Origin of the sequence: Pseudomonas sp. CFII64 (genome assembly GCF_000416235.1) — a bacterium.
Classification (GTDB): domain Bacteria; phylum Pseudomonadota; class Gammaproteobacteria; order Pseudomonadales; family Pseudomonadaceae; genus Aquipseudomonas.
The window spans coordinates 1-15,397 of record NZ_ATLO01000052.1 but is presented as its reverse complement, the minus strand read 5'-3'; the positions used below and the strand labels follow the sequence as shown (position 1 = coordinate 15,397).

General features: G+C 60.4%; 13 protein-coding genes. 2 read left to right on the top strand and 11 right to left on the bottom strand.

Annotated elements, in window-relative coordinates:
* Nucleotides 1–118: 118 nt before the first annotated feature.
* From CFII64_RS27205 to hutH, 10 genes are all read right to left on the bottom strand, one after another.
* Nucleotides 119–1,450, bottom strand: coding sequence for an MFS transporter (locus CFII64_RS27205; protein WP_020294095.1), 1,332 nt, complete (start codon nt 1,448–1,450; stop codon nt 119–121).
* Nucleotides 1,451–1,743: 293 nt separating this feature from the next.
* A complete protein-coding gene (locus tag CFII64_RS27200) occupies nt 1,744–2,022 on the bottom strand; it encodes a hypothetical protein (protein WP_020294094.1) in 279 nt (92 codons plus the stop codon).
* A gap of 93 nt (nt 2,023–2,115) precedes the next feature.
* Complete coding sequence (gene hutC, locus CFII64_RS27195; protein WP_020294093.1) at nt 2,116–2,853, bottom strand: histidine utilization repressor; 738 nt, start codon at nt 2,851–2,853, stop codon at nt 2,116–2,118.
* A gap of 31 nt (nt 2,854–2,884) precedes the next feature.
* Nucleotides 2,885–3,733 (bottom strand): amino acid ABC transporter ATP-binding protein, encoded by an 849-nt coding sequence (locus tag CFII64_RS27190; protein ID WP_052026676.1) that lies wholly within the window; start codon nt 3,731–3,733, stop codon nt 2,885–2,887.
* A 32-nt stretch (nt 3,734–3,765) separates the two neighbouring features.
* The gene (locus tag CFII64_RS27185; protein WP_020294091.1) at nt 3,766–4,437 is read right to left on the bottom strand and encodes an amino acid ABC transporter permease; all 672 of its coding nucleotides are present in this window, start codon (nt 4,435–4,437) and stop codon (nt 3,766–3,768) included.
* On the bottom strand, nt 4,437–5,093 hold the full coding sequence (locus CFII64_RS27180; RefSeq protein WP_020294090.1) for an amino acid ABC transporter permease: 657 nt from the start codon (nt 5,091–5,093) through the stop codon (nt 4,437–4,439). The genes CFII64_RS27185 and CFII64_RS27180 overlap by 1 nt, the downstream gene beginning before the upstream one ends.
* A 173-nt stretch (nt 5,094–5,266) precedes the next feature.
* The gene (locus CFII64_RS27175; RefSeq protein WP_020294089.1) at nt 5,267–6,103 is read right to left on the bottom strand and encodes a transporter substrate-binding domain-containing protein; all 837 of its coding nucleotides are present in this window, start codon (nt 6,101–6,103) and stop codon (nt 5,267–5,269) included.
* A gap of 97 nt (nt 6,104–6,200) precedes the next feature.
* Nucleotides 6,201–7,577, bottom strand: a complete 1,377-nt coding sequence (locus CFII64_RS27170; protein ID WP_020294088.1) for an FAD-binding oxidoreductase — start codon at nt 7,575–7,577, stop codon at nt 6,201–6,203.
* Nucleotides 7,578–7,580: 3 nt separating this feature from the next.
* Nucleotides 7,581–8,762 (bottom strand): alpha-hydroxy acid oxidase, encoded by a 1,182-nt coding sequence (locus tag CFII64_RS27165; RefSeq protein ID WP_020294087.1) that lies wholly within the window; start codon nt 8,760–8,762, stop codon nt 7,581–7,583.
* 81 nt (nt 8,763–8,843) lie between these two features.
* Nucleotides 8,844–10,373 (bottom strand): histidine ammonia-lyase, encoded by a 1,530-nt coding sequence (hutH, locus tag CFII64_RS27160; protein WP_020294086.1) that lies wholly within the window; start codon nt 10,371–10,373, stop codon nt 8,844–8,846.
* Nucleotides 10,374–10,757: 384 nt separating this feature from the next.
* Here hutH and CFII64_RS27155 point away from each other — a divergent pair, with 384 nt between their 5' ends.
* Complete coding sequence (locus CFII64_RS27155; RefSeq protein WP_020294085.1) at nt 10,758–11,723, top strand: isopenicillin N synthase family oxygenase; 966 nt, start codon at nt 10,758–10,760, stop codon at nt 11,721–11,723.
* Nucleotides 11,724–11,808: 85 nt separating this feature from the next.
* Here CFII64_RS27155 and CFII64_RS27150 read toward each other — a convergent pair whose 3' ends face one another.
* Nucleotides 11,809–13,005 (bottom strand): amino acid aminotransferase, encoded by a 1,197-nt coding sequence (locus tag CFII64_RS27150; RefSeq protein WP_020294084.1) that lies wholly within the window; start codon nt 13,003–13,005, stop codon nt 11,809–11,811.
* A gap of 341 nt (nt 13,006–13,346) precedes the next feature.
* Between CFII64_RS27150 and uvrB the strand changes: the two genes are divergently transcribed.
* Nucleotides 13,347–15,362, top strand: coding sequence for an excinuclease ABC subunit UvrB (gene uvrB / locus CFII64_RS27145; RefSeq protein WP_020294083.1), 2,016 nt, complete (start codon nt 13,347–13,349; stop codon nt 15,360–15,362).
* The last annotated feature ends 35 nt before the right edge of the window (nt 15,363–15,397 follow it).

Below are 15,397 nucleotides of genomic sequence, written 5' to 3'. Positions count from 1 at the left end.
GAGAAGTCAGCCAACGAAGGGCGATGTGCCATCATAGCCAAGATGGCGTGGAACGCAGACATTTTTTTCTGACCCGGATCAATCCTCTGCGGAATTTTCCGGTTAATCCGGCCCGCAGCTATTGGCCGGATGGCGAGCCGGGCAGGTTTTTGGTCACCAGGCGCAGGCCGCTGGCGATGCTGCCCACTGCCGCAAAACCGGCACCGATGCTCAGCGCCAGAACCGGCCCGTGCTCGCCGGAGATTCCGAAACTGAAAGCGACCAGCGCCGCCCCCGTTGCCTGACCAATCAGGCGTGCGGTGGCAATGGTGCCACTGGCACCGCTGGCCCGTTCCCTGGGCGCGCTGGTCATCAGTGCCTTCTGGTTGGGCGCCTGAAAGAAGCCAAAACCCAGGCCGCAGACAATCATGCTGAAGCAAATTTGCCAGGCCGAAGCATTGGCCGACATGAACGCCAGGGAAATCATCCCTGCACACAGAATCGCCAGCCCGATGCCGCCCAACAGGCCGGGCGCGTAACGATCCGACAGACGTCCGGCAAACGGCGCGATCATGGCCACGACCACCGACCAGGGTGTCATGAGAAAGCCGGTTTGCACCGGGTCGCGGCCCAGCACTGTTTCGAAGAAAAACGGCAGCGAGACAAAGGCCAGGCCTTGGGTGGCGAATGAACAGAAGGCCGTCAGGGCCGACAAGGCAAACATCGGCCGCTTGAGCAAATCCAGAGGAAACATTGGCGCCGGATGGCCAGCTTCACGGCGCAGCATCAGCACGAAGCCAACCAGAAATCCCCCTGAGGCGATCAACACGCTGTTCCACGAACCCAGTTGCGCGGCCTGGCTGAGGGCGAAAATCAACGCACCGAAGGTCAGCACGTTGAGCAGCGCGGTCACTGGATCGAAGGTCAGCGTACCGGGCTTTGATATCGGCAATGAGTTCCAGGCGAACACCAGAGCGAAGATGCCAATGGGCAGGTTGATCGCGAACAACCACGGCCAGTTCGCCACGGACAGCACCAGCGAAGCAATGGTCGGCCCGGCTGCGAACGAGGTGCCGACCACCAAGGCGTTCATGCCCAGGCCCCGGCCCAGGCGTTCACGGGAAAAAATCGAGCTGATCAATGCGGCGTTGACGCTCATGATCGCGCTGGCGCCCAAACCTTGCAAAACCCGGGCGATGGTCAACGTGGGCAGTGACCAGGCAAAGGTGCATAGTGCCGACGACACCACGAACAGAATCAGACCGCCGAGGTACACCTTGCGATGGCCGATCACACCGCCCAATGCGGCGAGCGGCAGCAAGGTTGCTACGGCCGCCAGTTGGTAGGCATTGATGATCCATACCGAAGCGGCGGGCGAGGCATTCAGGTCCGCCGCGATGGCGGGCAGGGCGGTATTGGCGATGGCGGTATCGAGGGTTGCCAGGGCTATCGAAATCAGGATGGCAACCATCCCGCGAAATTCGAGGGGTGTCAGTTTATGGCTGACCGGGACAGATAATTCGGGTGTGAGTCGAGCCATTACCTACAACGCTCCGGAAGGTTTTTCTGGCAGGGACGAGGCCTGCAACGCAGACACCAGAGCGATCCTGCCGGTTTACCGCATGGCTGTGCAATGTTTTGTATTAATTCACTTGAGATGTGATTCGTTAGAGCGAGGCTTGCCCGCGAATAAGGCGCCTCGTTGAACCTGACGCACCGCGTTAAGTTCTTTCGCGGGCAAGCCTCGCTCCAACAGGGTGATGACTAGCCGCCATCCGTATTGATATCTCCATCATGCCCTTGGGTTGGCTGATGATTGCGCTGGTCGGCGGGTTTTTCTTCCGGTTCGTAATCCGGGGTAAAGGTGCTGCCGCCCGATTCCTGGGTTTGCTCCAGTTGCGTATCGGGTTGGCCCACCGGCTTGCCTTGGGACTGGCCGGTTGTGCCCTGGTATTGCTCGCCCTGACCCAATTCGTTATCGGGGTTTTCAGGGTCGATGGCGGGGTCGTTGCGGTCGACGGGTTTCTGGCTTTGATCGGTCATCGTGGTGTCCTCTCATTCATAAGCTTGCAAGAATTCGAGGCCGATGGGATGAGGTCGTTCGATCATTTTCGTGACCGGCTGTCCGTTGTGAACTCAGCTGTCGCGATGCGCACTGTTGACCGGCAAACGGCTGCCCAGGCGATAGCGCGATGAAGGATGGGTCAGACGCACGAAGGTCACGATCTTGCCGTTGCTCCAGGTGCGCCGCATCAGGACCAGACAAGGTTCCAGGCTGTCGATCTGCATGTAGCGGCTCTCGTCGGCGCTTGGATGACTGGCTTCGACGATGTGCTCCATTTCGTCCGGGCGGATGGTCTGCAACAGATAGCGGGCTGGCTGCAGCCGTTCGCCGAATTCCTGCTTGAGAAAATCCGGCACCAGTTCCGGGTTGACGTAGCGATCCTCCAGTTGCACCGGCACACCTTCTTCACAATGCACACAAAGCAGATGGAACACCGAGCTGCCGGTGGTCAGCGAGAGCGCGGCGGCAATCGACATCGACGCCGCTTCCCGGGCCAGGTGCACGACCTCACAACTGTAGCGATGGCCCCTGGCGAGGATCTCGTCGGCAATATTCGTGATGCGCAACAGGTTCGACTGCGGCTTGCTTTCGGCGACGAAGGTGCCGACCCCGGAGATTCGCAGCAAATGGCCTTCTTCGGTCAGTTCCCGCAACGCGCGATTGACCGTCATGCGCGACATGCCCAGCTCCTGCACCAGGCGATTCTCCGAAGGAATCAGATCGCCCGGTTTCCATTCGCCGCAGCTGAGCTTGCCCTGCACATATTCCTTGGCGCGCCGGTACAAGGCCTGCGGGGTTGGCGTGCTCATCACGTGCTCACAATCAGACAGTCTGCAAGGGTCATACGCTGCTGGCCTCTTTGTTGTCCTGCCAAAACGCGTTGCGATCCAGATAGTTCTGCAGGAATTGCTGCAAGCGTGGCTGTTCGGCGTTGTGGAAGATTTCCTGGGGCGTGCCCCGTGCAACCACTTCGCCCTGATCGAGAAACACCACCGAGTCGGCCACCTGGGCGGCGAAGCCCATCTCATGGGTGACCACGACCATGGTCATGCCTTCTTTGGCGAGGGTTTTCATGACTTGCAGCACTTCGCCCACCAGTTCCGGGTCCAGCGCCGAGGTCGGCTCATCGAACAGCATGATGTGCGGCTCCATCGCCAACGCCCGGGCAATCGCCACGCGCTGTTGCTGGCCACCGGACAGCTGCGCCGGATAGGACGCGGCCTTGTGCGCCAGCCCGACTTTATCGAGCATCGCCATGCCACGTTCGTTGGCTTCGCTAGCGCTAAGCTTGCGTACCCGACGCAGCGCCTCGCAAACGTTGCCGATGGCCGTCATGTGCGGCCACAGGTTGAACTGCTGAAAGACCATGCCGACGTTGCGCCGCACCTGATTGATCTGCGCTTGCGGCGCGCGTTTGCGAGGTTTGCCGGACGTGCCATTGGCCGGCATCCAGCCCAGCAGTTTGCCCTCGATGATGATTTCGCCTTCGTCGTACTCTTCAAGAAACGCCATGCTGCGCAGCAAGGTGCTCTTGCCGGACCCGGAAGGACCGATCAGGCACACCACTTCCGAATGGCGGACCTGCAAGTCGATCCCCTTGAGCACGCGCAAGGGGCCGAAGCTTTTGCCGACCTTGTTCAAGATCAGCATGGGTTCGCGGTCGCCGGCCAGTTGCTGGGAGCTTTTCATCAGTTCACCTGGTTGCAAAATTTGAACGCTGCTCATCGGGTTTGCCTGTTCATGAAACGGCCGACCTTGTGCTCAAGGAACATACCGAGGCGGGAACAGGCTTCGACCAACAGCAGATAGCCGATGCACAGCACCAGCAAGGTCTCGACAAAGGCAAAGGTTTCCGAGCCAATGCCGGTCAGTACCATGGTCAGTTCCGGAATGGTGATGATCGACAGCACGGCGGTTTCCTTGCACAGGATCGTGACCAGATTGACCAGCGCCGGAAGGATGATCACCAGCATCTGCGGCACCTGAATGCGCATGATGCATTGGCTGCGGGTGATGCCCAGGGTGTCGGCGGCTTCGAGCTGGCCGCGCGGCACCGACTGAAAACCGGTGCGGAAAATTTCTGCGAAGTACACGCTGCCATAGATGCCCAGCCCGAGCACGCCAGCGGGGATCGGGTCCAGACTCAAGCCGAAAGCAGGGCCGGCGTAGTAGATCAGGAACAGCTGGACCAGAAACGGCGTGCTGCGGATCAACTCGATGAAAACCCGTAACGGCGCGCGCACCAGACCATTGCCGAACAACTGGGCAACGGCAATCAGCATGCCCAGCGCGAGGCCGAGCACGACGCCAGCGGTCCAGGTGCCCAGCGTGATCATGAACCCCGAGCCGATCTCGTCCAGATGGTCGGTGATGATTCGCGGATCGAAGATCATCAGTACTGCTCCTTCAGACGCCGCTCAAGCAGGCCGCCGCATAACGCCAGCGGAATGTTGATCAGGCAATAGAAGCCCGCCAGCATCAGGTAATCCTGAACGAACAGGTAGTCGCTGGCCGCCATGTTCTGCGCCGTCCGCGTCAGGTCCGCGAGGCCAACCACCGAAACCAGCGACGAAGCCTTGATCAGCAGGATCATCTCGTTGATCAGGGCGGGCAGCGTCAAGCGCACGGCTTGCGGGACGCGAATCCGGATCAGCATTTGTCCGGCGCTCAAACCCAGCAATCCGGCGGCCTCAAGTTGACCTTCAGGGATGGCGAGGAAGCCGCCGCGCATGATTTCCGCAATGTACGCGCCTGCCGCCAGCGACAGGCCGATCACCGCCGCCACTGTGGGCGATACGTTGGGCAGGCCGATACGCGGCAGGAAGTAATAAATGAACAGCAGTTGCACCAGCAGCGGAATGCCGCGGAACACGAAAATATAGCCACCACCCAGACGCCTGAGCAGTGGCACCGGGGACAAGCGCAGGCTGCCCACCAGAATGCCGATCACAAAACCGATGCACAGCGCCGCAACGGTGACTTCAAGGGTCACCAGCAAAGCTTCGAGCATCAACGGCAGGTTTTGCACGAGCAACGGCCAGTCGAACATCGTGTCTCCAGAATTCTGTGAGGCTTGCTGTAGGACCGGCTTTAGCCGGGAGGGCGATTGGGGCTCTCGCGACTAAAGTCGCTCCTACGGTCGCTTCAGCGGTCGCTTCTGCAACCTCTTCGCGAGCAAGTCGGAACGCCGACCGCTCGCTCCAAGGGGTCAGTTGTCCGGGCTTACCAGGTCGGCGTGAAATCAGCCTTTGGCACGTCCATTTCGGCACCCAGCCATTTCTTTTGCAGGGCGGCGAGGCGGCCGTCGGCGTGCATTTTCAGCATGGCGGCGTCGAGGGCGGCGATCAGGCTGTCGGCATCGGCGTCCTTGCGGCCCAGATAAGCGAAGTAGGATTTTTTGCCGAACGGCGGCAGGATCACTTTGTACTTGTCGCTTTGTTTAGCCGCCACGAAGGAGATGTTTGGCAGCGAGTTCGCTACCGCCACAATACGTTTGGCCGCGAGATCGGCGTAAGCCTGGTTGTTGTCGACGTATTCACGGATGGTGACTTTTTCCGGCAGGGTCTCGGCGAACTTCTTCAGCTCTTCCAGTTGTGCCGAGCCTTTGCCTGCTCCGACGGTCTTGCCGGAAATGTCTTCGGGTTTCTTGATGCTGTCGTCCTTGGCGCCGACCATCAGCGCAACCGTCGCTTCGGCGATCGGCAGGACAAAGTGGTAACGCTCCTGACGGGCCTTGGTCTCGATGATCGGACCGGCAACCATGTCGAACTTCTTCGCTTCAAGCCCCGGCAGCACGCTCGGCCACGGCAGGTCGATGAACTTGACCTTCACCCCCAGTTCTTTGCCCAGTTGCTCGAACAATTCTGAGTTCAAGCCCTGTTGCTTGCCGTTTTCGGTGAAGTCGAAGGGCGCAAACTGCAATTCGGTACCCACGACCAACTCGCCGGCTTTTTTCACGTCGTCCAACTGATCGGCGTGAGCCATCAGCGGCATTGCCGCCAGGGCCACGGCGATGCTCAAGCTTTTGCACGTTTTACTGAACAGGGAATCCAGTTGCATTGGGTAACTCCTTCGTCTCAGTCAGGTTCGGTGTGATATCTGTGACTAATGCTGCAGTTAGCGTGCCATACCGGTATATACAACCCTGCGCCGACAGTCAGCCAAGGATTTTTCCCGGATTGAGAATGCCCCTCGGGTCGAGACAATCCTTGAGCTGGCGCATGGTCGCCAAGGCTTCAGGGCTGACCGAATGGTGCAGAAACTCGCGCTTGAGCAGGCCGATGCCATGCTCGGCCGAGACCGCGCCGCCCATTTCACCCACGGCTGTATAGACCAACGCTTCGATTTCCAGAATCGGCGCAGGCTGCGGCAGGGAATTGCAATCCACGGTCAGGTGCAGGTTGCTGTCACCGATGTGGCCGAAATACACGCTGTGGTTACCCGGCCATTGTTGCTCCAGGCGCTGGCGACACCTATCTGCAAAGTCGCCGATCTGGCCAATGGGCAGGCTGATATCGAAATTCAGCGGCGCCAGCCGCACGGGAAACTCGCCGGTTGCCTCGCGAATCTTCCACAAGGCGCGGGCCTGGGTGTGGGAACTGGCCATGATTGCGTCAACCACTTCGCCCGCTTCCAGCGCCGCTTCGAGGCTTTTTTCCAGTACCTCACGGGCGGCCACCGACTCCAGCAACACGTACAGCGGATGGTGATCGGGTATTGGCGCTACCGGGTTTTCCAGCCAGGAAACGCCCATCCGGAAGAAGTCCTGCCACATCAGTTCGTAGGCTTGCGGCGTGCCGGCGTCACGTTGCAGACGTCGCAACAGGCTCACTGCACTTGTGTAGTCGGGCAGGGCGCACAGCAGCGTGGTGGTTTCGCCCGGTTGCGGCGCGAGTTTCAATACCGCGCGCGTGATGACCCCGAGCGTGCCTTCGCTGCCGATGAAGCACTGTTTCAGGTCGTAACCGCAGTTGTTCTTGATCATCTTGTTCATCAGATTCAGTACGCGGCCATCAGCCAGCACCACTTCCAGGCCCAGCACCAGCTCGCGGGTCATGCCGTAGCGAATCACCGCATTGCCTCCGGCGTTGGTGGCGATGTTGCCGCCGATCTGGCATGAGCCACGCGCACCAAGATCGAGCGGGAACAAAAAGCCTGCGTCATGCACGGCCTGTTGAATGTCCTGCAACGTCGTACCCGCCAGCACGCTGATGGTCGCTGAAGCGGCGTCGATTTCTTCGATACCGCGCAGGCGTTCCAGGGACAAGGCGATGTCGCTGCTGCGCGGTATGGCGCCACCGGCCAGGCCGGTCATGCCGCCCTGCGGGACGACCGATTGTTGCGCAGCGTTGCAGATGCGCAGTGCGGCAGACACTTCTTCAGTGTTGCGCGGCAACAGCAATGCCGCCGGGCAGGCGGGCGCGTGGCCGGTCCAGTCGCTGTAGTGTCGCGCGCTGATGGCGTCGCCGGTCAGGACTTGCGCGTCGCCCAGGGTATCGCGCAGCTGGTCGAGGGTTTGCTGCAAATTCGTCATCGGTCAACTCACCGTGCAGGAAGGAGAAAATTCGGCGTGCAGTGCGCTTAGATCAGGCTGGCCCAGCAGAAACAGCGCCAGGCGCAGTTCCTCGGCGAGCAGGTCAAGCGCATGACCTGCGCCGGCCTGACCACCTACGGCGACACCATATAAAGTCGCGCGGCCCAGCAGCACCGCATCGGCACCCAGGGCGCACGCCTTGAGAATGTCGGTGCCGCGCCGGATGCCGCTGTCCAGCAGCAGTGTCAGCTTGCCTTTGGCCACGGCAGCGATGGCGGGCAGGCAGTCGATACTGGCCGGCACGCCATCCAGTTGCCGCCCGCCATGATTGGTCACGACAATGCCGTCCAGGCCCAGGGCCACGGCTTTTTCCGCATCGTCGGGGTGCATCACGCCCTTGAGCAGCAGGCGTTGCGGCCAGCGATCACGCAAACGTGCCAGCGAATCCCAATCCAGGCCCATCTCCATCTGCGTACCCATGAAGTGCGCGCCACCGCTCGCGTTGCGCTGATCCGGAGGCAGGTAACGTTCGATATTTGCCAGAGTCGGCATGCCCTGTGGCCACAACGCCTGATGCAGCCAGCGCGGGTGGCGCAGGACGTCGAGCTTGTTGCGCAGGCTCAGTTGCCGGGGGCGAGAGAAATTTCGCCGGTCCCACTCACGATTGCCCAGCCGCACCGAGTCGCTGGTGAGCAGCAGTGTCTGGCAACCGACGGCAGTTGCCCGTTGCAGCATGTCTTCCTGGATGTGCGCATCTTGCAGGCAATACAACTGCAGCCAGAAATTAACGTCAGGCACTGCGGCAACCACTTGTTCCATGGAATTGGTGGAGACGGTGCTCAGGGTGAAGGGCAAGCCGCGTTCGGTGGCGGCGCGGGCCAGATGAATGTCGGCGTCGCGATGCAGCATGCCGTTGTAACCAGTCGGCCCGATGGCGATGGGTAGCGGCAGATCACGACCGAAAACCGCGCGCCGGGTATTGATGTCGCTGCACGGCACCAGGGTTTTCGGCAGCAAGGTAATGTCGGCAAATGCCTGACGGTTGCGCTTGAGGGTGAGTTCTTCTTCCGCTCCGCCTTCCAGGTATTCCCAGGCGAAGTGCGGCAGTCGGCGGCGAGCCATGGCAGCGAGTTCGGCGATGCTCTGGGCGCGACGGAAATCGGAGCCTGTGTGATAGCGGCGCATGCAAATCCTTGAACAGTAAAAAGGGACCTGGACAGGAGTTGCGCAGGCGGCGGAGCATATGTCCGCCGCCCTTATGGCAAATCAACCGTACAGGCGTTGGAACGGCAGCCAGCGGGTGAATGCACCATTTTCGACCCAGGCACGCGCAGCGGCGATGTCCGGGGCGAAGTAGCGATCTTCATCATAGTGGGCAACTTCGCTGCGGATCATGGCCAGCACTTCGCTGAGCTTTTCCGAGGTGTGCAGCGGCGCGTGCAGGTCTACACCTTGCGCCGCGCCGAGCAGTTCGATGCCCACCACCGCGCTGCTGTTACCCGCCATGTCCAGCAAACGGCGTGCCGCAAAGGTCGCCATGGACACATGGTCTTCCTGGTTGGCGGAGGTCGGCAGGCTGTCTATCGAAGCCGGATGGGCCAACGTCTTGTTCTCCGAGGCCAATGCGGCAGCGGTCACCTGAGCAATCATGAAACCGGAATTCAAGCCGCCTTCCTTGACCAGAAACGCTGGCAGGCCGGACAGGGCAGGGTCCACCAGCTGGGCGATGCGGCGTTCGGACAGGGCGCCGATTTCGGAAATTGCCAAGGCCAGCACGTCGGATGCCATGGCCACCGGTTCGGCGTGGAAGTTGCCACCCGACAGCACGTCGCCATCGGCGCTGAACACCAGCGGGTTATCCGACACCGCGTTGGCCTCGCGCAGGAACACGCTGGCGGCGAAGCGCATGTGATCCAGGCACGCGCCCATCACTTGTGGCTGGCAACGCAGGGAATACGGATCTTGCACGCGCCCGCAATCAATGTGCGAGTCGCGGATTTCACTTTTCGCCAGCAATTCGCGGTACAGCGCAGCGACGTCGATTTGCCCCGGTTGCCCACGAACGGCCTGGATACGCGCGTCGAAAGGAACGTCCGAGCCTTTGAGAGCCTCGACGCTGAGGCTGCCGGCAACTACTGCGGCGGTGAATAATTTTTCGGTGGCGAACAGGCCGCGCAGAGCCAGAGCGGTCGACACCTGAGTGCCGTTGATCAACGCCAGGCCTTCTTTCGGGCCGAGGACCATCGGTTCCAGGCCTGCCAGCGCCAAGCCTTCCACAGCGTCCATCTCGCGACCCTGATGGCGCACGCGACCGACACCGATCAGCACCGCTGACATGTGCGCAAGCGGTGCCAGATCGCCGGACGCGCCCACTGAACCCTGGGACGGGATGCACGGATAAACCTTGGCGGCGTACAGCGCGCTGATGGCCTGGATCACTTCCCAGCGAATTCCGGAAAAGCCACGGGCCAGCGAGCCGACCTTGAGCGCCATGATCAACGCGACGCTGGCGTCATCCAGCAACGGACCCGTGCCGGTGCAGTGTGACAACAACAGATTGCGTTGCAGTTTGGCCAGGGATTCGGTCGGTATCGAAGTGCGTGCCAGCAAGCCGAAACCGGTGTTAATGCCGTATACCGTGCGGTTGTTGGCGATGATCTCGTTGACCGTGCGGGTGCTGGCATCGACCACTTCCCGGGCATCAGGGTCAAGTTCGAACGGCGCCTGCTGCTGATAGATCGCACGCAGCTGATCGAGGTCGAATTGTCCGGGCTTGAGAAGAAGAGAAGCTGGCATGGCGTGTGTTCCTGCTTTGATTATTCGGGTGGATGCTGGCGAATTCGGGCTGACTTCGAATGACAATGTTAAGTCATATCATCCTGTATATACAGGTAAGGCAAAAGCCGGGCCAGTTCAGCTTGGGCCCGTAATTCGCAGGCCCGGCTGCTGCGCCTGTTTCTGCCTGCCTGAAACCTGTCACCGAAAGTTGCACCACTTGTGATCCTCGCGCCCGATGTTGGGGCGCTTGGAAACGCTGCTGATTTCGGCAACTTGTCACCCAGACACCGGTCAATCGGCGCGATAGGGATGCTGGCTGAGTAATCGCCTCGGTGCCTGGTCGACCGGCACAGGAAATGCTTGCACCTGTATACACCGCCTGCCGTTTTCTCAGGAGTCAGCATGACCGATACCAATCTGCCCTTGATCGACATGACCGGCGTTCACGAGGGCGATCCTGCCAGTATTCAGCGCGTCGGCGACGCGATTCGCAAGGCGTGCAGCGAAACCGGATTCTTCTACATCATCAATCATGGCGTGCCCCAGGCGGTGATTGATCGCGCCATGGCTGCTGCGCGGACCTTTTTCGCCTACCCGGCCGAGGTCAAGCGTCAGGTCGCGGTGAACAAGCGCCATCGCGGTTGGCACGCGCTGGGCGGGGCGCTGATGTACGAAGCGACCAAGCCCGATCACAAGGAGTTTTTCAGCATCGGCCTTGAACTGCCGGAAGACGATCCCTGTGTGCTGGCCGGCGAAGCGTTGCGCGGGCCGAATCAATGGCCGCAGTTCATGCCCGAGTTGCGGGGCGCGCTGGACGACTATTACGCGCACATCGGTGTTGCGGGGGCGGATCTGCTCAAGGCGGTGGCGGCCGGGCTGGGGATCGATGAGGACTTTTTCATCGGCAAATACAGCAAGCGGCTGCAGCGCACGCAGATGGTCTACTACCCGCCGCATCCGCCGATGGCTGAAGCCGATCAGTTCGGCGTCGCGCCACATACGGATTATGGCTGCATCACCTTGCTGTATCAGGACGACAGCGGCGGTTTACAGGTGCGTGAACTGGGCTCCAATAACTGGATCGACGCGACGCCAATTGCTGGCAGTCTGGTGGTCAACGTGGGTGATCTGCTGGCGCATTGGTCCAATGATCGGTTCCGCTCGACCCTGCATCGGGTGATCAACACATCCGGGCATGAACGCTATTCCATCGCGACCTTTTACGATCCGACCTACAGCGCAGTGGTTGACCCTTGTGATCTGGGGATTGATCCGGCCAGCAGTCTGTATCCGCCCGTGGCAGCGGGGGATTACATCCTCAAGCGGATCGATGATTCGATGGCGTATCGCAAGAAGGGTAGCAACTAGTCCAGTCCGTAGGACCGGCTTCAGCCGGGAGGCGTTCTCCCGGCTAAAGCCGGTCCTATGGATCGTGAACGACAACGTTAACGCTTCAGATCACCTGAATAATCGCCTTGCACACCGTATCGATGTTGTTCTGGTTCAGCGCCGCGACGCAGATGCGGCCGGTGTCCAGGGCGTAGATGCCGAACTCGTTACGCAGGCGGTGCACTTGCTCGGTGGTCAGGCCGGAGTAGGAGAACATGCCGCTCTGGCGACCGACGAAGCTGAAATCCTGACCTGCCGGGTTGTTCGCCAGACGCTCGACCATCGCTACGCGCATGCCGCGAATCCGCAGGCGCATCTCGGCCAGTTCTTCTTCCCACATCGCGCGCAGTTCCGGGCTGTTGAGCACGGCGGCGACGATGATTGCGCCGTGGGTCGGCGGGTTGGAATAGTTGGTGCGGATTACGCGCTTGACCTGCGACAGCACGCGGGCGGTTTCTTCTTTTGACTCGGTAATGATCGACAGCGCGCCGACGCGTTCACCGTACAGCGAGAAGGATTTGGAAAACGAGCTGGAAGCGAAGAAGGTCAGGCCCGATTCGGCGAACAGGCGCACTGCAATGGCGTCTTCGTCGATACCATCGCCAAAGCCCTGGTAGGCCATGTCGAGGAAAGGTACATGACCTTTGGCCTTGACCACTTCCAGGACTTTCTTCCAGTCTTCAAGGGTCAGGTCGACGCCGGTCGGGTTATGGCAGCAGGCGTGCAGCACGACGACGGAACCGGACGGCAGGTTCTCAAGGTCTTCGAGCATGCCGGAACGGTTCACGTCATGGCTGGTCGCATCATAGTAACGATAGTTCTGGACCGGGAAACCGGCCGTCTCGAACAGGGCGCGATGGTTTTCCCAGCTTGGATCGCTGATGGCGACGACGGCATCGGGCAGCAGTTGCTTGAGGAAGTCGGCACCGATTTTCAGTGCGCCGGTGCCGCCGACTGCCTGGGTGGTCAAGACGCGACCGGAAGCGATCAACGGCGAATCTGCGCCAAACAGCAGTTTTTGTACCGCCAGATCGTAGGCGGCGATGCCGTCAATCGGCAGGTAGCCGCGGGGAGCGTGCTGAGCCACGCGAATCTTCTCGGCTTCGGCAACGGCGCGCAGAAGGGGAATGCGTCCTTCCTCGTTGCAATAGACGCCCACGCCAAGATTGACCTTGGTGGTGCGGGTATCGGCGTTGAATGCTTCGTTGAGGCCCAGGATTGGATCGCGTGGTGCCATTTCGACAGCGGAGAACAGGCTCATTTTTGCGGCGGCTCTGAGTGAGAAGTGAGGGAAGGCCGCTCTAACCCGAATGCGCCAGAGCGGTGCACAAACGGGGAGCTAGTATAGAGGCCATCGCGGGCCGGGGCGACAGTCGGCAAGGCGTTTTTTCAAGGTTTTTCCGGTTATTTTTCCGCCGCTGGTCATATTGCGCCAGCATCCTTGGCAGCGTATCGACTCTATGGCTTGAAAGGCGGCATTGGAGACTCCACTTGTAGTCCCATCACTTTATATTCTGTACGACTGATCCTTTCACGGAGCAGGCGTTGGCGGTTCTTTCGTTTTTGCGCGCACTCTGGCGAAAACGCACACAGAGGTACGTTATGTCCGAGTTTCAGCTCGTCACCCGTTTTGAGCCTGCTGGCGATCAGCCAGAAGCCATTCGCCTGATGGTCGAAGGGATCGAAGCCGGGCTGGCGCACCAGACATTGCTGGGTGTGACCGGTTCGGGCAAGACCTTCAGCATCGCCAACGTTATTGCCCAGGTGCAGCGCCCGACGCTGGTGCTGGCGCCGAACAAGACCCTGGCGGCGCAGCTGTACGGCGAGTTCAAGGCGTTTTTCCCCAACAACGCGGTCGAATATTTCGTCTCTTATTACGATTATTACCAGCCCGAAGCCTACGTGCCGTCGTCGGACACCTTCATTGAGAAGGACGCCTCGATCAACGACCACATCGAGCAGATGCGGCTGTCGGCAACCAAAGCGTTGCTGGAGCGCAAGGACGCCATCATCGTTACCACGGTTTCCTGCATTTACGGCCTTGGCAGCCCGGAAACCTATCTGCGCATGGTTTTGCATGTGGACCGTGGCGACAAACTCGATCAACGCGCTTTGTTGCGTCGGCTGGCGGATTTGCAGTACACCCGCAACGACATGGATTTTGCCCGTGCGACCTTCCGGGTGCGCGGCGATGTCATCGATATTTACCCGGCCGAGTCGGACCTGGAAGCGATCCGCATCGAGCTGTTCGACGACGAAGTGGAAAGCCTGTCGGCGTTCGATCCACTGACCGGCGAAGTGATCCGCAAGCTGCCGCGCTTCACCTTCTACCCGAAAAGCCACTACGTAACGCCTCGGGAAACCCTGGTCGATGCGATGGAAGGCATCAAGGTCGAGTTGCAGGAGCGTCTGGAATACCTGCGCAACAACAATAAGCTGGTGGAAGCCCAGCGCCTGGAGCAGCGCACCCGCTTCGATCTGGAAATGATCCTCGAACTGGGTTACTGCAACGGTATCGAAAACTACTCGCGCTACCTGTCGGGTCGCCCGTCCGGCGCGCCGCCGCCAACGCTTTATGACTATTTGCCCGCTGATGCCTTGCTGGTGATCGACGAATCCCACGTCAGCGTGCCGCAAGTCGGCGCGATGTATAAAGGCGACCGCTCGCGTAAAGAAACGCTGGTGGAGTACGGCTTCCGGCTGCCCTCGGCGCTGGATAACCGACCGATGCGTTTTGACGAGTGGGAAGCAGTCAGTCCGCAAACTATTTTCGTCTCGGCGACGCCCGGCAACTATGAGGCTGAACACGCGGGGCGGGTCATCGAGCAGCTGGTGCGCCCGACCGGGCTGGTCGACCCGCAAATCGAAATTCGTCCGGCGCTGACTCAGGTCGACGACTTGCTGTCCGAGATCGGTAAGCGTGTGGCGCTGGAAGAGCGCGTGCTGGTGACCACGCTGACCAAGCGCATGTCCGAGGACTTGACCGATTACCTGGCGGATCACGGCGTGCGGGTGCGCTACCTGCACTCGGACATCGACACCGTGGAGCGGGTGGAGATTATTCGCGATTTACGTCTGGGCACCTTCGACGTTTTGGTGGGGATCAACCTGCTGCGTGAAGGTCTGGACATGCCGGAAGTGTCCCTGGTGGCGATTCTCGATGCCGACAAGGAGGGCTTCCTGCGTTCCGAGCGTTCGCTGATCCAGACCATTGGCCGTGCTGCACGTAACCTCAATGGCCGGGCGATTTTGTATGCCGATCGCATCACCGGTTCCATGGAGCGCGCTATCGGCGAAACCGAGCGCCGTCGCGACAAGCAGATTGCCTACAACCTTGAACACGGCATTACGCCCAAGGGCGTGTTCAAGGACGTTGCCGACATCATGGAAGGTGCAACCGTGCCGGGTTCGCGCAGCAAGAAGCGCAAAGGCATGGCCAAGGCCGCCGAAGAGAACGCCAAGTACGAAAACGAGCTGCGCTCACCCAGCGAAATCACCAAGCGCATTCGCCAGCTGGAAGAAAAGATGTACCAACTGGCCCGCGACCTGGAATTCGAAGCGGCAGCGCAGATGCGCGATGAGATTGGCAAGCTCAGGGAGCGCTTGCTGACGGTTTGAAAAACTGTTGGAGCGAGGCTTGCCCGCGAAGAACG